The sequence below is a fragment of the Dechloromonas denitrificans genome (assembly GCF_001551835.1).
Taxonomy (GTDB): Bacteria; Pseudomonadota; Gammaproteobacteria; order Burkholderiales; family Rhodocyclaceae; genus Azonexus; species Azonexus denitrificans.
The window spans coordinates 311,239-329,838 of the sequence record NZ_LODL01000019.1 but is presented as its reverse complement, the minus strand read 5'-3'; the positions used below and the strand labels follow the sequence as shown (position 1 = coordinate 329,838).

Genomic DNA, 18,600 nt, shown 5'->3' with positions numbered 1-18,600 from the left:
ATGGAAATGCAGAAACTTTACCTTCTCGTTCCCCTTGCACCATTATTTGGGGCAATGGTCGCCGGCCTGTTCTGCCGGGTCATTCCGCGCTGGCTGGCCCATACCGTGACCATCGCCGGGGTCGCTACCGCCTTTATCGCCTCCGTGATCATCTTCAAGGATGTGCAGGCCGGTCATGTCTACAACGGCACGGTGTACACCTGGCTGACCAGCGGTGACTATCGCTTCGAAGTCGGTTTCCTGATCGACACGCTGACTACCACGATGATGCTGGTCGTCACCTTCGTGTCGCTGATGGTACATATCTACACGATCGGCTACATGCAGGAAGACCCGGGCTACAACCGCTTCTTCAGCTACATCTCGTTGTTTACCTTCTCCATGCTGATGCTGGTGATGAGCAACAACTTCATGCAGCTATTCTTCGGCTGGGAGGCTGTCGGTCTGGTTTCCTACCTGCTGATCGGCTTCTGGTATACCCGTCCGACCGCCATCTTTGCCAACATGAAGGCCTTCCTGGTCAATCGCGTTGGCGACTTCGGTTTCATTCTGGGTATCGGTCTGGTCCTGGCCCACTTCGGTTCGCTGGATTACAAAACCGTCTTTGAGAAGGCACCGGAACTGGCCGCCACCACGATCAATATCTGGGGTGCTGCTGACTGGTCGCTGATGACGGTCACCTGTATCTGCCTGTTCATCGGTGCGATGGGTAAATCGGCCCAGGTGCCGTTGCATGTCTGGCTGCCGGATTCGATGGAAGGCCCGACCCCGATTTCCGCACTGATTCACGCGGCGACCATGGTGACCGCAGGTATCTTCATGGTGTCGCGCATGTCGCCGCTGTTCGAACTGTCCACCACTGCACTGTCCTTCGTGCTAGTTATCGGTGCTATCACTGCACTGTTCATGGGCTTCCTTGGCATCATTCAGAACGACATCAAACGCGTTGTCGCCTATTCGACGCTGTCCCAGCTTGGTTACATGACGGTTGCTCTTGGTGCCTCGGCGTATTCGGTCGCCATCTTCCACCTGATGACGCATGCCTTCTTTAAGGCTTTGCTATTCCTTGCTGCTGGCTCGGTAATCATTGGCATGCACCACGATCAGGACATCCGTAATATGGGCGGACTGCGTAAATACATGCCGATCACCTGGATCACCTCGCTGGTCGGTTCGCTGGCCCTGATCGGTACCCCGTTCCTGTCCGGTTTCTATTCCAAGGACTCGATCATCGAGGCGGTCGGCCTGTCCCATATTCCGGGTTCCGGTTTTGCCTACTTCTCGGTACTCGCCGGTGTTTTCGTCACTGCCTTCTACTCCTTCCGCATGTACTTCCTCGTTTTCCACGGCGAAGAGCGTTTCGGCAAGGCTGACGATGCGCACCACCACGAGCACGAAGGCGATCACGACGACGAAGAGACCTCGCACGACCACCATCATGGCCTGGCTCCCGGCCAGAAGCCCCACGAAACCCCGTGGGTCGTCTGGTTGCCGCTGGTTCTGCTGGCCATTCCGTCGCTGCTGATCGGTTACATCGCGATCGAACCGATGCTGTACGGCAATTATTTCGATGGCGTCATCCATATCGATCATCACGCCCATCCGGCCATGGAACATCTCAAGGAAGAGTTCCACAGCGCGGCGGCCATGGGGGTCCACTCCCTGACCTCGCTGCCGTTCATCCTGGCGCTGTCCGGTGTGGTGCTGTCCTGGTTCTTCTACATGAAGCGTCCGGACATTCCGGCAGCCATCCAGCGTCGTTTCTCGGCCATCCACACCTTGCTGGAGAACAAGTACTACTTCGACAAGTTCAACGATGTGGTCTTCGCCGGCGGCGCCCGTCTTTTAGGTAAAGCCCTGTGGCGCGGCGGCGACGTCGCGGTCATCGACGGCTTCATCGTCAATGGCTCGGCCAAGCTTGTGGGCTGGATCTCTTCAATAACCCGTCTGTTCCAGACAGGTTACGTCTATCACTACGCTTTCACCATGATCATCGGCGTCTTTGTGCTGATGACCCTGTGGATCAACCGCGCCTAGCCGTGAATAGTTCGCAGAAAAGCAAGGAATAACATGTCGACTTACCCGCTGCTATCTTTCGCCATCTGGATTCCGATCGTCGCCGGCTTTTTCGTGCTGGCGACCGGTTCCGACCGGAATGCCCCGCTGGCCCGGATGCTTGCCCTGTTTGGTGCCATCGCCGCCTTTCTGGTGACGATTCCGTTGTGGACTGGTTTTGATATCGCCAATGGCGGCATGCAGTTCGTCGAACTGAAGACCTGGATTCCCCGTTTCAACATCAACTATCACCTGGGCGTCGATGGCATCTCCATGCTCTTCGTCGTGCTCAACGCCTTCATCACCATTATCGTGGTGGCGGCTGGCTGGGAAGTGATCCAGAATAAGGTTGCCCAGTACAACGCAGCCTTCCTGATCATGTCCGGCCTGATGAATGGCATTTTCACCTCGCTCGACGGCGTTCTGTTCTACGTTTTCTTCGAGGCTTCGCTGATCCCGCTGTACTTGATCATCGGTGTCTGGGGCGGCCCGAGCCGGGTTTACGCGGCCTTCAAGTTCTTCCTTTACACGTTGTTCGGCTCGCTGCTCTTCCTGCTGGCCCTGATGTATCTGTTCATCCAGTCCGGTGGCAGCTTCTCCATTCTCGAATGGCACAAACTGCCGATCGCGCTCGGTGCCCAGATCTGGCTGTTCCTGGCGTTCCTGATCGCCTTCGCCGTCAAGGTGCCGATGTGGCCGGTGCATACCTGGTTGCCGGATGCTCACGTCGAAGCACCGACCGGCGGTTCGATCGTGCTGGCTGCCATTGCCCTGAAGCTGGGTGCCTACGGTTTCCTGCGGTTTTCGCTGCCGATCCTGCCGGATGCTTCGCATGAGTTGTCCAGCCTGGTGCTTGCCCTGTCGCTGATTGCAGTGGTCTATATCGGTTTTGTCGCCCTGGTTCAGGAGGACATGAAGAAACTGGTGGCCTACTCATCGATCGCCCACATGGGTTTCGTGACGCTCGGTTTCTTCATGTTCAGCCCGATGGGCATCGAAGGCGCGCTGGTCCAGATGGTTTCGCACGGTTTCGTCTCCGGCGCCATGTTCTTCTGTATCGGCGTCATGTACGACCGGGTGCATAGCCGCCAGATTGCCGATTACGGTGGTGTGGTCAACAAGATGCCGAAGTTTGCCGCCCTGTTCATGCTGTTTACCATGGCCAATTCCGGTTTGCCGGCCACCTCCGGCTTCGTCGGCGAGTTCATGGTCATCCTCGGCGCCGTCAAGTTCAACTTCTGGGTCGCCTTTGCCGCCGCCAGCGCGATGATCATCGGTGCTGCCTACTCGCTGTGGATGTACAAGCGGGTAGTCTTCGGCGACGTAGGCAATCACCACGTCGAAGAACTGTCTGACATCAACAAGCGCGAGTTCGCCATTCTTGGCGTGCTGGCCATCGCCACCCTGTGGATGGGTCTCTACCCGCAGCCTTTCACGGAAGTCATGCACGCTTCGGTCACCGACCTGCTGCGTCACGTCGCCATCAGCAAGATTCAATAAACGGTAGCCGACATGTTCGACAATTTCGTTGTTCCCGACCTCCTGCCCGCCGCGCCGGAGCTATTCCTGGCAGCGATGGCTCTGGTCATCCTGATGGTAGATCTTCTCGTCAAGGATAGCCGGCGCACCGTGACGTTTGTCTTGGCCCAACTGACGTTGATCGGTTGTGCCTTGATCCAGTTCTCGACCAGTACGGGTGAAATTACCTATACCTTCAGCAACATGTTCGTCGACGACTTGATGTCTGACTTGCTGAAGCTCTTCCTGTACATGACGGTGGTCATCGTTCTGTTCTATTCCCGTGGCTACATCATCGAGCGGGAAGCGATGAACAAGGGTGAGTATTACGTCTTGGCGCTGTTCGCGACGCTGGGCATGATGGTCATGATCTCGGCCAATCACTTCCTGACCGTTTATATGGGTCTGGAATTGCTTTCGCTGTCGCTTTACGCCATGGTTGCGATGAATCGCGAATCGGTTGTCTCCACCGAAGCCGCAATGAAGTACTTCGTGCTGGGGGCCCTGGCTTCCGGCTTGCTGCTCTACGGGATGTCGATGATCTACGGTGCGACGGGAACCCTGGAAATTACCGGTGTTGCTGAGCGTCTCTACAGTGGTGGCGTTAACAAATCGGTACTGGTCTTCGGCCTGGTTTTCCTTGTTTCCGGACTCGCCTTCAAGCTTGGTGTCGTTCCTTTCCACATGTGGATTCCCGACGTCTATCACGGCGCTCCGACTTCGGTGACCTTGTTCATCGGCTCGGCCCCGAAGCTGGCGGCTTTTGCGATCGTCATGCGTCTGCTGGTGAATGGCCTGATTACCATGGCCCAGGACTGGCAGACGATGTTGATCATCCTGGCCGTTCTGTCGATGGCGATCGGTAACCTGGCGGCAATTGCCCAGACCAATCTCAAGCGCATGCTGGCCTACTCGGCAATTTCCCACATGGGTTTCATGCTGCTCGGGATCACCACCGGCGTGGTCAGCGGCGACGCACGTTACGCACTGAACGCATACAGCTCGGCAATGTTCTATGTGATTGCCTATGTGCTGACGTCCACCGCTTCCTTCGGCATGATTCTGCTGATGTCGCGGGCCGGTTTCGAGGCTGACAATCTGGATGACTTCAAGGGACTGAACAAGCGTAGCCCGTGGTTTGCCGGCGTGATGTTGATGATCATGTTCTCGATGGCCGGTGTGCCGTTCTTTATCGGCTTTTTTGCCAAGTTCTCCGTGTTGCAGGCGGTCGTCGCGGCAGGTTATATGTGGTTGGCCATCGTCGCTGTGCTCTTCTCGCTGATCGGTGCCTTCTATTACCTACGCGTCGTCAAGCTGATGTACTTCGATGCACCGCTTGATGAGACGCCGATCCAGGCAGGCATGGACATGCGGATCCTGATTTCTGCAAATGGTCTGGCGATTGGTCTGCTCGGGGTCTTCCCGCAGGTGATCATGTCGCTCTGTGCTTACGCCCTGTTGCGATCGCTCTGATACGACGAAGATAGTTTTATTAAAACGCCCCGAACGGGGCGTTTTTTTTGGAGTTGAAGATGCTTGATGACAGTCATTTGATCGAGTCGGAAGTCAGTTCGGAGATGGTCTTCGAAGGCGCCCTGTTGCATGTGCGGAAAGATGTCGTCCGTTTGCCGAACGGCAAGCAGTCGATCCGTGAGTACATTCGGCATCCGGGCGCAGTCGTCGTGCTGGCGCTGCTCGATAACGGTAACCTGCTATTCGAAAGGCAGTTTCGCTATCCCTTACGGCGGGTCTTTCTGGAACTTCCCGCCGGCAAGATTGATGCCGGCGAGGATATTTTGCTGACCGCGCAACGTGAGTTGCTGGAAGAAACCGGCTACGTGGCCAGGGAGTGGCGGCATCTGGGGGTGATGCATCCCTGCATCGGTTACTCCGACGAACGGATCGAGATTTTTGTCGCGCGTGGCTTGCATCTGAGCGGTGAGAAACAGCTGGATCACAACGAGTTTCTCGATGTCATCGAACTGTCCCCGGGCGCGGCTCGCGCTGCGGTTTTGGACGGCGGCATTACCGATGCCAAAACGATTACCGCACTTTACTGGCTGGATCGCTTGTAGGCCAGGTTTGAATTATTGCCGTTTGCGGACGTCGACCGCAGCAGTCGAAAAAAAGCCCCGGAGAAATTAATCTCCGGGGCTTTGTGGGCATCGCCATAGGCTGCAATTGCAATTCTCTACAAAACAACCGCTTGTCTTGAGCCGGGTACACTAGTTCTGCAACTCTTAACCCCCAAAGTTTGCAATTTACAAGATATGCCACCCAATCCGCTGGGGCGCAAAGTGCTATGGAGCCTGCTCGCACTACTGCTGACACTCGTCCTCTGGGCGTTGATCGGCAAACTCGATATCGTTGCCGTGGCCGAAGGCAAGTTGATCCCCGAAAGCTACGTCAAGATCGTCCAGCCCGCCGAGTCGGGCATCGTTAAGGACATCTTGGTCAAGGAAGGGCAGAGCGTCCAAGCCGGTCAGGTACTGATGCGCATGGATACCTTGATCAGCGAAGCTGAGAGTAAATCCCTCGATGGCGATTACCAGCGCAAGCGACTCGCCTTGCGCCGTATTGAAGCCGAATTGGCCGGCCAGCCGTTCAAGACACACGCTGACGACCAGCCGCAACTCGCCCAGGAAATTGCTGCCCAGTATCGAGCCAACCGCAATGCGCTCGAGGCCGCCCTGGCCGAAGAGCGCTCGCGGCTGATCAAGGCCAAGCAGGACATGGCGGCCGCCGAACAGGTCAAGCGGAAGCTCGAAGAGGTTCTGCCACACTACCGTAATCAGGACCAAGCCTATGAAAAGCTAGTCAAGGACGGTTTTGCCGGCTCGCTAATGGGCAGCGACAAGAAGCGCGAACGCCTGGAGAAAGAGCAGGAGCTACAAACCCAAGGCTTCCTGATCGAATCGGCCAAGGCCAGCATCCTTCAGTCGGAAAAGAAACTCGCCCAAATCGACTCCGACTACCGGCGGCAACTACACGCCGAACGCAACGACATTCAGGGGCAATTCGACAAACTGGCCCAGGAAGTGGCCAAGCAAAGCCATAAACAGAGCCTGCTCGAACTCAGGGCACCGCAAGCCGGGGTGGTCAAGGATTTGGCCACGCACACTGGCGGTACCGTCGTCCAGCCCGGTACCATCCTGCTGACCTTGGTACCCAAGGACGAAATCCTACGGGCCGAGGTATGGGTGTCCAATGAAGACATCGGTTTCGTCCGCCAAGACCAACCGGTAAAACTCAAGTTTGCCGCTTTCCCCTTCCAGAAGTACGGCATGATCGAAGGCACGGTCGAGCATGTCAGCGCCGATGCGGCGGATGGCAATGCCGCTGGACAGAACGAACCGAACAAGAAAACCCAGCCCTTGCTCTACAAGGCGCTCGTACGCCTCAAAGACATGGCGCTGGTCATGGATGGACAACGTTTTACGCTATCGGCCGGCATGCAGACGAATGCGGAAATCTGGTTGGGTGACAGGACGGTGATGGAGTACCTGCTGTCACCGGTCAGGAAGGCCTGGCACGAAGCGGCCAGAGAACGGTAAGCGCACTACCTGCCGCGCTTCGCTTGCCGCCTGGCTCGTTTGGCTTCGCCAATCCGAGACCACGGGGAGTTCATTCTTCGGGTTTGATAAATAAATCCAAATACTCGAAAACTCTGAAACAAATCGACCTTGCTCAGTGTTTCAGCAATGCTCGCGAGCAGTGGAATACGTGCTCATGACGCCGGGGGAACTGCTCAAATTCACCGGCATACACAGATACAGAAGTCGTGAGCTGCTGATCTGACGATAGAACGTATCAAAATCAGCCCCGATGCCTCCCCATAAAAATGTGGGTTGGTACGGTACTGCTCAAGCCTTCTACTGGCCTCTTGTAGTTTTTTCTCATATGAAGCCTTCCATTTGAGCACTTCATCAACGTTGATGAAGTGATTTGGTGGAGGAAGGTATTTCCTTCCTTCGGCATGTGCCTTGTGAACAAGAGGAAGAAGTTGTTCTGCATTCATGGTGTTTCTCCAATTTAATGGGAACACCACACCCTTTTGGGAAGTGATATTCCCAAGTGGGTTTGAAATGAAAAAAGCGTGTGTCGATTGCTCGACACACGCTTTAGTGAAATTGCTCAGTTTTCGGAGCTTTCATTAACCCCCTAGTTGCAGACTTTGGGGGGTTCGAATTGCAAATTATGGGGTCCAAAATTGCAGACTATGGGGTCCCAATTGCAAACATTGGGGGTTCCCACAGGCTTTTTGCTGGTGTGTCGTGCGCTGATCAGCCGCAGGTTCCAACCGCGCCGCAGGCGGTGCAGAAGTCACAGCCATCCTTGCGGATCATCGTGTGGTTGCCGCATTCCGGGCAGAGCTTGCCCTGGGTCGGTAGCACCTTGTTGCTGGAAGTGTCTTCCGGCGCTTCCAGGATGCCCATCTGCTGCAGCGGGAAGCCCTTGTCGTCGAGGATGCCGAGCATGCAGTAGCGGTGGATGATCAGGTGAGCGATGTAGGCTACCGTTGACGGATAGGTCTGCTGCTTGCGGGAGCCCGGGACGAAGGCCATGAAATCGCCGAGCGGCTCGGAGTAATCGATCAGCTTGCGCAGCTTCATGCCGATCCAGGCCGGATCGAGGACGCGCATGTCGAGCGAGAGCAGCTTGGAAAGGCCGTCGAGGGCACGCGGGTAGTTGCCCGATAGCCACATCGAGTAGGGGCGGGTGACACCGTCTGGCAGCGTGATTTCCTTGAGGCCGAGGACGAAGTCTTCGCCGGTCGACGGGTTGTTGATGTCGACCGTCCAAGACAGCGTGCCGTCGGTACCGGTCTTCGGCTCCTTGGCGCTGAACAGGGCATCCTTCACCGGCGTCGGACCTTCGTGCTTGAAGGCGCCGAGTTGTTCGCAACGCCAGGCGATGACCTGGGCCATGGCAGAAACCACGGAAGGCACCCGCTTGCGCTCGCCATGCGGCGGCATCGGCATTTCGAAGGAGTCGCCCGGCGTCTTGGCCAGCGCATCGAGCTTCATTTCCAGCCAGCCGTGGTCGTTGGCGCGCATGTCCATCGACAAGGTCTTGGCGACGGCACCCAGACCGCGTGGTTCGGCCGGACCGTTGGCCCAGACTTCAAACGGCCAGGCGCGGCCTTCCGGTTCGACGTGGCCGACGAACAGCGCAAACTTGCCGATCGGCGAGTCGATCATGTAGGTCCAGCACAGATTGCCTTCCGGCAGGTTCGGACGACCCGGCCAGCGCAGGCTGGAGAGAACCGGGGCCGGCAGGTTCTTGATCGACAGGCGACGATTGGCGTCGGAGACGAAGTCCTGCGGCGACTTGGCGTCGGCTGCCGTGGAGTCGGTCTTGGCCGGCTCGGTGGAGACGGAAAGAACGGAGCCGAGGACGCTGTTCGGGCGATAGGTGGCGAGACCCTTGAGACCTGATTTCCAGGCGCTCATGTAGAGATCCTGGAAGTCTTCGTAGGGATAGTCGGCCGGGACGTTAACCGTCTTCGAGATCGAGGTGTCGATATGCGGTGCTACTGCAGCGACCATGTCGGCATGCGCCTGGGCGGAGATTTCGAGCGCCGTGACGAAGTAGTCGGGCAGCTTGCTGACATCGCCGCCTTGGTGCTTGTAGAGGCGCCAGGCGTAGTCCTCGACCGCGTATTCTTTCAGCGTGCCATCCGGCATGCGCTTCTTGCGGTTGTAGGTCCAAGAAAACGGTGGTTCGATACCGTTCGAGGCATTGTCGGCGAAGGCCAGCGAGATGGTGCCGGTCGGCGCGATCGACAGCAGGTGCGAGTTGCGCAGGCCATGCTTCCGAATCTCGGCCTTGACCTCGTTCGGCAGACGGGAAGCGAAGTTGCCACCGGACAGGTAGAGCTCGGCATTGAACAGCGGGAAGGCGCCGCGTTCCTTGGCCAGTTCGACCGAATACAGATAGGCGGCATCACGCATGCTTTCGGTAATGCGGGTCGCCATGGCGCGGGCTTCGACTCGGTCGTAACGCAGGCGGAGCATGGCCAGCGCATCGCCGAGGCCGGTGAAGCCGAGGCCGACACGGCGCTTGTTGGCGGCTTCCTGCTGCTGGCGTTCGAGCGGCCAGTGGGTGGCGTCGAGTACGTTGTCGAGCATGCGGGTCGAGACGCGGACGACTTCCTCGAAGGCGGCGAAATCGAACTCGGCCTTGTCGGAGAAGGCGTGGTGAACGTACAGCGTCAGGTTGATTGAACCCAGGCAGCAGCAGCCATAGGGCGGCAAGGGCTGTTCGGCGCAGGGGTTGGTCGCCTCGATCACTTCGCAGTAATTGAGGTTGTTGTCCTTGTTCATCCGGTCTAGGAACAGGATGCCCGGCTCGGCATGGTCGTAGGTGGATTTCATCACCTGATCCCACAGCTCACGGGCGCGCACCTTGCGGTAGACCCACATGCCATCTTCGCGCTGGTAGGCGCCGGCTGACAGCATGTCGGCATTCGGTTCGGCCCGATGCAGCAGTTCGACATCGGTATCGGCATCGACCGCTTCCATGAAGGTGTCGGTCACCCCGATCGAGATGTTGAAGTTGGTCAGGTCACCGTGGTCCTTGGCGTGGATGAATTCCTCGATATCCGGATGATCGCAGCGCAGGACACCCATTTGCGCCCCGCGCCGGGCACCGGCCGATTCGACGGTCTCGCAGGAGCGGTCGAAGACGCGCATGTAGGATACCGGGCCGGAGGCACGCGATTGCGTGCCCTTGACGTGGGCGCCTTGCGGCCGGATGCTGGAAAAGTCGTAACCGACCCCGCCGCCGCGGCGCATGGTTTCGGCCGCCTGGGCCAGAGCGGTGTAGATGCCGGGCTTGCCGTCGGTCGTTTCGACAATGGAGTCGCCCACCGGTTGCACGAAGCAGTTGATCAGCGTGGCTTGCAAGTCGGTGCCGGCGGCCGAATTGATGCGGCCGGCCGGAATGAAGCCGTTTTCCTGGGCCCACAGGAACTTCGATTCCCAGTGCGCCCGATCCTTTTCCTGCTCGACCTGAGCCAGTGCGTAGGCGACGCGGCGACGCACGTCATGGACGTTGGCTTCCTTGCCCTTGGCGTACTTTTCGATCAGCACTTCGCCGGAGATTTCCTGCTCCTGGAGCGGGGCGAATTCGGGCGGGGCGGGGATGTCGGTCAGGGACAATTGTTCGGCAACTGGGCTCACTTTTTGCTCCTCAGCATGGCTTGATTAATCGGGCTTGTTAGTTTTCGAATGGATCCGAATCTACTATATCTAGTAGGTCAATTCAATCCGTTGACTAGATACGGGGTTGTGTGCCAATCGGGGAAGCGTTTTGTCATACTGCTGAAAACCCCGAAAAAACAAGGCCCCGGCACCTCTCGGGGCCGGGGCCTGCGGCTGAAAATTTTTTGCTTAAAGGGCGAGTAGCGTTTGTGCGTGATGAGCCATCATCCACTCCTCGTTGGTCGGAATGACCAGCACATCGACGCTGCTGTTGCCGGCACCAATATGCAGGTCATGGCGGGCATTCGCTTCCGGATTGAGGCGGATGCCGAGCCAGTCGGACTGTAGGCAGACCCGGCGCCGCACCTCCGCGGCATGCTCGCCGATGCCACCGGTAAAGACCAGGGCATCGAGGCCGCCTGCTGCGGCGGCCAGCGAGCCCAGTTCGCGGGCGATGCGATAGCAGAACAGCTCGACGGCCTCCTGCGCTTCCGGCTTGTCGCTGGAGAGCAGGGTGCGCATGTCCTGGGAGATGCCGGAAACCCCGAGCAGGCCGGATTCCTTGTAGAGCATTTTGGTCATGTCCTTGACGCTCAGGCCTTTCGTTTCCATCAGGTGCAGGACAACGCCGGGGTCGAGGGCGCCGCAGCGGGTGCCCATGACCAAGCCGTCGATAGTCGAGAAGCCAAGTGTCGTGGCGACGCATTTGCGGCCAACCATGGCCGCCATGCTGGCACCGTTGCCGAGGTGGGCAACGACGACACGGCCTTCGGCGCGCCGGGAATGCTGGGGCAGGGCGCGGGCGATGAATTCGTAGGACAAGCCGTGAAACCCGTAGCGCTTGACCCCTTCCGCCGTGACCCAGCGCGGCAGGCCAAACATCTGGGCGACGCCGGACTGGCTGCGGTGGAAGGCGGTATCGAAGCAGGCAACCTGTGCCACTTTGGGCAGCAGGGCCTGCAAGGCGCGAATGCCGGCGACGTTGTGCGGCTGATGCAGCGGGGCGAGCGGCGTAAAGCTGGTCAGGTGATCGAGCACCTGGCTGTCGATGATGGTCGGTTGCGAGTAGAGATCGCCGCCATGCACGACACGGTGGCCAACGGCAACGATTTCCCAGTCGGCATGGCTGGCGGTGAACCATTTGAGCATGGCGTCAAACGATTGGTCGTGATTGACCCGCTCGCCACTCAGGGTTTGATCGGCGATCCGTTCGCCGGCCCGGTTTTTGGCAACCAATTTGGTGACTTCGGCGCCGATGCCGTCGATCTGGCCGGAAACTTCGGCTTCTGGCGAAATCGGGCGAGTCAGCGGGAAGAGCGCGAACTTGATCGACGACGAGCCGGCGTTAATGGTGAGAATGCCTTGCTGCATATCAGACAGCTCCTTTTTTACGGTTGTTATGGGCGATCAGGGCGGCGATGACGCAGGAGGCGGTACGCGTTTCCGCCGAGTCGGCACGGCTGGTCAGGACGATGGGCACCCGGGTGCCGAGCACGATGCCGGCAGTCAGGGCGTTGGCGAGGTATTCGAGCTGCTTGGCGACCATGTTGCCGGATTCGAGGTCGGGCACGACGAGAATTTCGGCGTGGCCGGCGACGGCCGACTTGATGCCCTTGGTTTTGGCGGCAACGATGGACACGGCATTGTCGAAGGCCAGCGGGCCATCGAGGATGCCGCCCCGGATCTGGCCGCGGTCTGCCATCTTGCACAGGGCAGCCGCATCCAATGTGGACTGGATTTTCGGGTTCACCGTTTCGACCGCCGACAGGATCGCGACCTTGGGTTCGGGAATGCCGATGATGTGGGCCAGTTCGATGGCGTTCTGGATGATGTCGACTTTTTCTTCCAGGGTCGGTGCGATATTGATCGCCGCGTCGGTGATCAGCAGCGGCCGGTGATAGGTCGGCACATCCATCAGGAAGACGTGGCTGATCCGGCGCGAGGTGCGCAGGCCGTTGGCGCGCGAGACGACTTCGCCCATCAGCTCGTCGGTGTGCAGACTGCCCTTCATCAGGGCTTCGGCATCGCCGGTGCGCACCAGCGAAACGGCGATCGCCGCCGAGTCGTGGCTGTGCGCGGCATTGACGATGCGGATACCGTGCAGGTCGATGCCGAACTCTTCGGCCACCGAGCGGATTTTCGACTCGGGACCGACCAGGATCGGCTCGATGATGCCTTCCTGGAAGGCGATGACCGGCCCGCGCAGGGATTCGCAGTCGCAGGGATGGGCAACGGCGGTCGGGATCGGTTCCAGACCCTTGACGCGCGACAGCAGGTGTTTGTAACGCTCGTGCTTGTCGTCGATGCGGATGGCCGGAAAGTGCACCGCCTGCATGTGCGAAATTTTTTCCGTCGGCGCCAGGACCTCGGCCGTGCCGCGCACGACCTGCAGGCCTTCCTGGTTGGTGCAGACGCAATCGAAAATGACGTGTTTGTTGTGATCGAATTTCTGCTTGGCGGTCACCGTGATGGTGATGGTGTCGCCGATGGTCACCGGGCGGGCGAAATGCAGCGTCTGGTCGACCAGGATGGTGCCGGGGCCGGGAAACTGTGTACCCAGCACCGTCGAAATCAGCGAGCCGCTCCACATGCCGTGCGCCATGACTTCGCGGAACATGCCGCTTTCGGCGTATTGCGGGTCAACGACGGCCGGGTTGACGTCGCCGGTCAGGATCGCAAACAGTTTGACGTCTTCCGGCATCAGGGTGCGCGTCAGATTCGAGGCGTCGCCGATCCGGATTTCGTCGTAGGTGCGGTTGACGAGTAAACGTTGCTCGTTACTCTCATGCATGGTCTGGCTCCCCAATAAAGACATGGACCAGGAGGTCCGGAAACTGGCCCCCAGTATATTATGCTGCGGCGCAGCAAACAATGCGCCGAGGCCGTGCAAATCAGTCGCGCTGGGCGACGCGACGTTCCTGTACCGCGGTTTGGGGCGGTATGTCGATCTGCAGTTTGGGATGGAGTGCCGACAGCCGATCGATGACCCACTGGTTGGCCTCGAAGGTGAATTCCCGGGCATGCAGCGGGGCGCCGGAATAAGCCTCGACGAAAAGGGCGACGGCGGCCGAGCGGCTGACACCATATTCGCAATGCACCATGACCGACATCGGGAAGGGCGCCGCCTGCAATTCCTTGACGAAATCGCCGATCTGGCGCGCCATCAGGTGATTGAACAGGCCGGGCATGGGGGCTGGCAGATATTCGTCGGCCGGCACGGCATCGTAAAAGGCCAGGCGCAGCACGTGGTTGAACATCGGATCGAGCTTGGCTTCCGGGGTGCCCGGGTCGGTGATCGAAATCACCGCCATCAAGGGATTGCCGGCGAGTGACTCGGCGTGTTCGCGCGAGGCGAAATGAATTTGGCTGATGGTCATGATCCGGCGAGGCCAGTGGTGAAAATTGCGTTATGTGGCAAGAAAAATCCGAGGGCTGCGGTGGACGGTGCTCATTCCATGAAAACCGGGTCAGAGAAGACCAGGGTTCCATCCTTGCGCATCATCAGGTTGTCGGCCTTGATCAGGTCGGGCAGGGCGCCGTATTCGCTGGAAAAGTCTTCCAGCGCCTTCAGCGAGTCCTTGACCGTATCGGTCCAGCCCATCGGGGTGACGACGAGGTGGTGCAGCGCGATGCGTCCCATGTCCTGGGCCAGGTTGCGCCACATCAGGCAGGCATCGAAGTAGGAGGTCGAAATCTTGGTCGCGACGTCCGCCGCGTCGCCGCCGCCGGGCAGGGGGTAGAGCTTTTCCACTTCGACGATATGAAAGGGAAAGCCGCGACTGGAACGGCCGGCGGTGCCGTGGTCGGCATAGACAACCGGGAAGTGATGGCCGGTCGGGCGGTCGGGAGCCGTGTAATAGGCATAGTCGGTCGGTGAGGAGAGGACCTTGAAGACTCTCTCCTGCCCATCCACCACATCGCCATCGAGGACAATGGTGTTTTCGCCGCGGCCGATCTCCTGCCTGCCATTGAGCAGCGGGTGATCCGGGACCGGGTCGGCGATGATCGTGCCGCAATTGGTTTCCATTGGCTGCACCATACGGGAACATCTGAAACCAAAGCATACCGCAAAGACGCAGTCGGACTGCGCCTCGCGGCTGCTTGAACTGACTGCTTAGGCGACGATATGGGCGCCAGCGTCAACGTAGATTGTCTGCCCGGTCATGCCGGAGGAGCCGGCGGTGCACAGGAAGGCGGTCAGGGCGCCGACTTCGTCGATGGTCACGGTGCGGCCGAGCGGGGCCTTCTCGGCATCGTTCTCGAGCAGCGTGTTGAAGTTGGCGATGCCGGAAGCGGCGCGGGTCATGATCGGGCCGGGCGACACGGCGAAGACGCGAATGCCCTTGGGGCCGAGGTCGTAGGCCATGTAGCGGACGGACGATTCAAGCGCTGCCTTGATGATGCCCATCACGCCATAGTTGCGGACGACGCGCTCGGCACCGAGGTAGGACATGGTGATCAGCGAGCCACCGTGGGCCATCAGCGGCTCCAGCGCCTTGGCCATGCGCAGGAAGCTGTGGCAGGAAACGTTCATCGCCGCGTCGAAACCGGCTTCGGTGGTATCGATGACGCGGCCGTGCAGGTCGTCGGCGTTGCAGAAGGCCATCGAGTGAATGGCGAAGTCGATTTCGCCGAATTCGGCGCCGCATTTTTCAATGACCGATTCCAGGCTGCCTTCTTCGGTGACATCGAGCTTCAGGAAGAGCTTGGCGCCCAGTGCCTCGGCCAGCGGCTGGGTGTATTTGGCGGTCTTGTCATTCTGGTAGGTCAGCGCGATTTCGCCGCCCAGTTCGCGGATCGCCTTGGCGACGGCGAAGGCGATCGACTTGTCATTGGCAACGCCGGTGACCAGACCCTTCTTGCCGGCCAGCGGCAAGACCTGATTGGTGTGCACGAGGGGGGATTGTTCGGTTGTTGTGGTCATGCTGTTCTTCCTTCCGTAAAGGGGGGCCAGAAACTGATGCGGTGCACCATTATTGGCTGGTGAACATGCATTAATGGGTACTAATGCATGCTGTGATGCAACATTATTGTTGCACATTCCTGTTGCGGTTTGTTGACATTCCGATGGCGTGCTTTTGCTTGCCGCAGCACGTGTCGGCGCCACTTGGCGGGGTGTTGGCATCGTTATCAGCAACGGCCGGGGCGCTGTTTGATCTGCCGCAATAACCCTGCATTAAATAGTGCTAATCTTTGACTTGTCATGGGCAGTTTTCGGGAGGTTGAAGTGGCACTCAACGAAATGCATGCCGAAGCGGTAGCCGGGATTGTCGATCGTGTGGCTACCCGTTATCGGCGAGATCCGACCTGCATGTTGCAGATACTGCGTGAAGTCCAGGAGGCCTGTGACTGGTTGCCGCCGGAAGCGATTGATCGCCTGCAAGTGGTACTCGGCGTGCCGAGAACCAAGATCGAAGGTGTCGCCGGCTTCTACGCCTTCCTCTACACCCAGCCGCGCGGCAAGTACCGCATCCTGTTTTCCGACAATGTCACCGACCGCATGCAGGGCAGCGTCGCACTGATGGAGCGCCTGTGCAGCAGCCTGTGGATCGAACCCGGCAAGGTCTCGGAAGACGGCCTGCTCAGCGTCGATATCACCTCCTGTACCGGCATGTGCGATCAGGGGCCGGGCCTGCTGGTCAATAATTACGCCATTCCACGGTTGACCGCAGGACTGGTCGATGAAATCGCCGAACTGATCCGCAACAAGGTACCGCTGGCCGAGTGGCCGGCCGACTACTTCCGGGTGGACGACAATGTGCGGCGGGCCGACGTGCTGCTCGCCGCCCAGATGGCGCCGGGCGATGCCTTGCGGGCGGCGCGGGCGCGGGCGCCGAGCGATGGCCTGATGGCCTCCAACATGCGCTCCTGGCGCGAAGGTTTGCCGTCCGGACTGGGTGGGCCGATCGCCATGCTCGACGACATGAAGCGGGCCAACCTGCGCGGCCGCGGCGGCGCCGGCTTCATGACCGGGATCAAGTGGGAAGCTTGTCGCAACGCACCGCTCAAGCCCGGCCAGGAGCGCTTCGTCGTCTGCAATGCCGACGAAGGCGAGCCCGGTACCTTCAAGGACCGCGTGCTGCTGACCTCGCATGCCGATCTGGTCTTCGAAGGGATGACGGCGGCGGCCTACGCCATCGGCGCCCGCCGTGGCTTCCTTTACCTGCGCGGCGAATACCGCTACCTGCTCGAACCGCTGACTGCCGTGCTCGAACGCCGGCGGCGGGAAAAAGTACTGGGCAACGACATTCTCGGCTTGCCCGGGGCCGATTTCGATATCGAGATCCATCTTGGCGCCGGCGCCTACGTCTGCGGCGAAGAGTCGGCGCTGATCGAGTCGCTCGAAGGCAAGCGCGGCACGCCGCGCAACCGGCCGCCGTTCCCGGTGACCAACGGCTACCTGGACCAGCCGACCATCGTCAATAACGTTGAAACCTTCGCCGCCGCCGCCCTCGTCGCGCTCAATGGCGGTGACTGGTACGCCAGCATCGGCACCAAACATTCGGCCGGCACCAAGCTGCTTTCAGTGTCCGGCGATTGCGAGCGGCCCGGCATCTACGAGTACCCATTCGGCGTCAGCATTCGCCAGGTGCTGGACGACTGTGGTGCCAGGGATACCCAGGCCGTGCAGGTCAGCGGTCCGTCCGGCGTCTGCATCGCGCCGGCCGAATTCGACCGCGTCATCGGCTTCGAGGATATTCCGACGGCCGGCGCCTTCACCATTTTCGACAACAGTCGCGACATGTTCGAGGTGGCCCGCAACTATGTGCATTTCTTCCAGCATGAAAGCTGCGGCTTCTGCACGCCGTGCCGGGTCGGCACGTCGCTGCTCAAGAACCTGATGGATAAATTGCACAACGGTGTCGGTTCACCGTACGACTTCGCCGAAATCGAGAAACTGAACCAGTTGCTGCAGGCGATGAGCCATTGCGGTCTCGGCCATACCGCCTGCAATCCGGTACTCGACACCATTGCCCGCTTCCGGCCGGCCTACGAGCAGCGGATGACGCAGCAGGACTTCACGCCGGCCTTCGACCTCGACCGGGCGCTGGCCGAAGCGCGGCAGATGACCGGGCGCGACGATGCCGGCGCCCATCTCTCCAGCACACATGGAGGTGCAGCATGAGCCATACCTTCACGCTCGACGGCAAAACCATTCCCTTCGCCGAGGGCCAGACCATCCTGCAGGCCGCCGACGCGGCCGGGGTCTTCATTCCGCACCTGTGCTACCACCCGGACTTCAAGCCGCACGGCTCATGCAAGCTGTGCACGGTCAAGGTCAATGGCCGGCAGACGGCCTCCTGCACGATGCGCGCCTTGCCCGGCATGGTGGTCGAGAGCGAGACCGAGGAAATCAACGGTGAGCGCCGGGCGCTGACCCAGATGCTGTTCGTCGAGGGCAACCATTTCTGTCCCTCCTGCGAGAAGAGCGGCAACTGCCAGTTGCAGGCGACGGCCTATCACTTGGGCATGATGAGCCCGCATTTCGACCATTTTTTCCCGAGTCGGGCGGTCGACGCCTCGCATCCCGATGTTTTGCTCGACTTCAATCGCTGCATTCTTTGCTCGCTGTGCGTGCGGGCCAGCCGCGACGTCGATGGCAAGAACGTTTTTGCGCTGTCTGGGCGTGGCATCAAGACGCACCTGATCGTCAATGCCAAATCCGGCCGCCTGGCCGACACCGACTTCACGCTGGCCGACAAGGCGGCGCAGGTCTGCCCGGTCGGTGTCATCCTGCCCAAGCGGCTCGGTTTCGCGGTGCCGATCGGCGAGCGCAAGTACGACAAGGCGCCGATTTCCGAAACGACGGAGGGACGCTGAG

14 protein-coding genes are annotated in these 18,600 nt (G+C 59.7%); 7 read left to right on the top strand and 7 right to left on the bottom strand.

From position 1 onward, the window contains the following. The 5 genes from nuoL to AT959_RS09320 all read left to right on the top strand — a co-directional run bounded on the left by nuoL (position 1) and on the right by AT959_RS09320 (position 7,127). Positions 1-2,037, top strand: coding sequence for an NADH-quinone oxidoreductase subunit L (gene nuoL / locus AT959_RS09340; RefSeq protein WP_066882708.1), 2,037 nt, complete (start codon positions 1-3; stop codon positions 2,035-2,037). A 33-nt stretch (positions 2,038-2,070) separates the two neighbouring features. After that, positions 2,071-3,555: an NADH-quinone oxidoreductase subunit M gene (locus AT959_RS09335; RefSeq protein WP_066882707.1), complete on the top strand. Its 1,485-nt coding sequence runs from the start codon at positions 2,071-2,073 to the stop codon at positions 3,553-3,555. A gap of 12 nt (positions 3,556-3,567) precedes the next feature. Then, on the top strand, positions 3,568-5,046 hold the full coding sequence (gene nuoN / locus AT959_RS09330; RefSeq protein WP_066882706.1) for an NADH-quinone oxidoreductase subunit NuoN: 1,479 nt from the start codon (positions 3,568-3,570) through the stop codon (positions 5,044-5,046). Between the two features lie 59 nt (positions 5,047-5,105). Next, on the top strand, positions 5,106-5,648 hold the full coding sequence (locus tag AT959_RS09325) for an NUDIX domain-containing protein (RefSeq protein ID WP_066882705.1): 543 nt from the start codon (positions 5,106-5,108) through the stop codon (positions 5,646-5,648). 195 nt (positions 5,649-5,843) lie between these two features. Further along, positions 5,844-7,127 carry an HlyD family type I secretion periplasmic adaptor subunit gene (locus tag AT959_RS09320; RefSeq protein ID WP_083518314.1) on the top strand — a complete coding sequence of 428 codons (1,284 nt, stop codon included), beginning with the start codon at positions 5,844-5,846 and terminating at the stop codon, positions 7,125-7,127. A 200-nt stretch (positions 7,128-7,327) separates the two neighbouring features. On the opposite strand, the gene AT959_RS21100 is transcribed toward AT959_RS09320, so the two are convergent. The 7 genes from AT959_RS21100 to fabI form a co-directional block, all read right to left on the bottom strand. After that, positions 7,328-7,591: a hypothetical protein gene (locus AT959_RS21100; protein ID WP_157651264.1), complete on the bottom strand. Its 264-nt coding sequence runs from the start codon at positions 7,589-7,591 to the stop codon at positions 7,328-7,330. Between the two features lie 265 nt (positions 7,592-7,856). Beyond that, positions 7,857-10,736 carry an adenosylcobalamin-dependent ribonucleoside-diphosphate reductase gene (locus AT959_RS09315; RefSeq protein WP_066882703.1) on the bottom strand — a complete coding sequence of 960 codons (2,880 nt, stop codon included), beginning with the start codon at positions 10,734-10,736 and terminating at the stop codon, positions 7,857-7,859. A 231-nt stretch (positions 10,737-10,967) separates the two neighbouring features. After that, a complete protein-coding gene (locus AT959_RS09310) occupies positions 10,968-12,149 on the bottom strand; it encodes an acetate/propionate family kinase (protein ID WP_066882702.1) in 1,182 nt (393 codons plus the stop codon). A gap of 1 nt (position 12,150) precedes the next feature. Then, positions 12,151-13,569, bottom strand: coding sequence for a bifunctional enoyl-CoA hydratase/phosphate acetyltransferase (locus AT959_RS09305; RefSeq protein ID WP_066882701.1), 1,419 nt, complete (start codon positions 13,567-13,569; stop codon positions 12,151-12,153). Between the two features lie 100 nt (positions 13,570-13,669). Then, positions 13,670-14,155: a protein-tyrosine phosphatase family protein gene (locus tag AT959_RS09300; RefSeq protein ID WP_066882700.1), complete on the bottom strand. Its 486-nt coding sequence runs from the start codon at positions 14,153-14,155 to the stop codon at positions 13,670-13,672. Between the two features lie 71 nt (positions 14,156-14,226). Continuing rightward, positions 14,227-14,805: a hypothetical protein gene (locus AT959_RS09295; protein ID WP_240481800.1), complete on the bottom strand. Its 579-nt coding sequence runs from the start codon at positions 14,803-14,805 to the stop codon at positions 14,227-14,229. A gap of 87 nt (positions 14,806-14,892) precedes the next feature. Continuing rightward, positions 14,893-15,702: an enoyl-ACP reductase FabI gene (fabI, locus tag AT959_RS09290; RefSeq protein ID WP_066882698.1), complete on the bottom strand. Its 810-nt coding sequence runs from the start codon at positions 15,700-15,702 to the stop codon at positions 14,893-14,895. Between the two features lie 318 nt (positions 15,703-16,020). Here fabI and AT959_RS09285 point away from each other — a divergent pair, with 318 nt between their 5' ends. Together AT959_RS09285 and AT959_RS09280 are read left to right on the top strand one after the other, a co-directional pair. Further along, the gene (locus tag AT959_RS09285) at positions 16,021-17,904 is read left to right on the top strand and encodes an NAD(P)H-dependent oxidoreductase subunit E (RefSeq protein ID WP_066883046.1); all 1,884 of its coding nucleotides are present in this window, start codon (positions 16,021-16,023) and stop codon (positions 17,902-17,904) included. Further along, positions 17,901-18,599, top strand: a complete 699-nt coding sequence (locus AT959_RS09280; RefSeq protein WP_066882697.1) for a 2Fe-2S iron-sulfur cluster-binding protein — start codon at positions 17,901-17,903, stop codon at positions 18,597-18,599. The genes AT959_RS09285 and AT959_RS09280 overlap by 4 nt, the downstream gene beginning before the upstream one ends. The last annotated feature ends 1 nt before the right edge of the window (position 18,600 follow it).

Excerpts from the sequence above, each read along its gene's own strand:
- AT959_RS09320 (WP_083518314.1), top strand. The coding sequence starts at position 5,844 with ATGCCACCCAATCCGCTGGGGCGCAAAGTGCTATGGAGCCTGCTCGCA.
- AT959_RS09285 (WP_066883046.1), top strand. The coding sequence starts at position 16,021 with ATGCATGCCGAAGCGGTAGCCGGGATTGTCGATCGTGTGGCTACCCGT.
- AT959_RS21100 (WP_157651264.1), bottom strand. The coding sequence starts at position 7,591 with ATGAATGCAGAACAACTTCTTCCTCTTGTTCACAAGGCACATGCCGAA.
- AT959_RS09280 (WP_066882697.1), top strand. The coding sequence starts at position 17,901 with ATGAGCCATACCTTCACGCTCGACGGCAAAACCATTCCCTTCGCCGAG.
- AT959_RS09335 (WP_066882707.1), top strand. The coding sequence starts at position 2,071 with ATGTCGACTTACCCGCTGCTATCTTTCGCCATCTGGATTCCGATCGTC.
- AT959_RS09325 (WP_066882705.1), top strand. The coding sequence starts at position 5,106 with ATGCTTGATGACAGTCATTTGATCGAGTCGGAAGTCAGTTCGGAGATG.
- AT959_RS09295 (WP_240481800.1), bottom strand. The coding sequence starts at position 14,805 with ATGGAAACCAATTGCGGCACGATCATCGCCGACCCGGTCCCGGATCAC.
- AT959_RS09305 (WP_066882701.1), bottom strand. The coding sequence starts at position 13,569 with ATGCATGAGAGTAACGAGCAACGTTTACTCGTCAACCGCACCTACGAC.
- AT959_RS09310 (WP_066882702.1), bottom strand. The coding sequence starts at position 12,149 with ATGCAGCAAGGCATTCTCACCATTAACGCCGGCTCGTCGTCGATCAAG.
- nuoL (WP_066882708.1), top strand. The coding sequence starts at position 1 with ATGGAAATGCAGAAACTTTACCTTCTCGTTCCCCTTGCACCATTATTT.
- AT959_RS09300 (WP_066882700.1), bottom strand. The coding sequence starts at position 14,155 with ATGACCATCAGCCAAATTCATTTCGCCTCGCGCGAACACGCCGAGTCA.
- nuoN (WP_066882706.1), top strand. The coding sequence starts at position 3,568 with ATGTTCGACAATTTCGTTGTTCCCGACCTCCTGCCCGCCGCGCCGGAG.
- fabI (WP_066882698.1), bottom strand. The coding sequence starts at position 15,702 with ATGACCACAACAACCGAACAATCCCCCCTCGTGCACACCAATCAGGTC.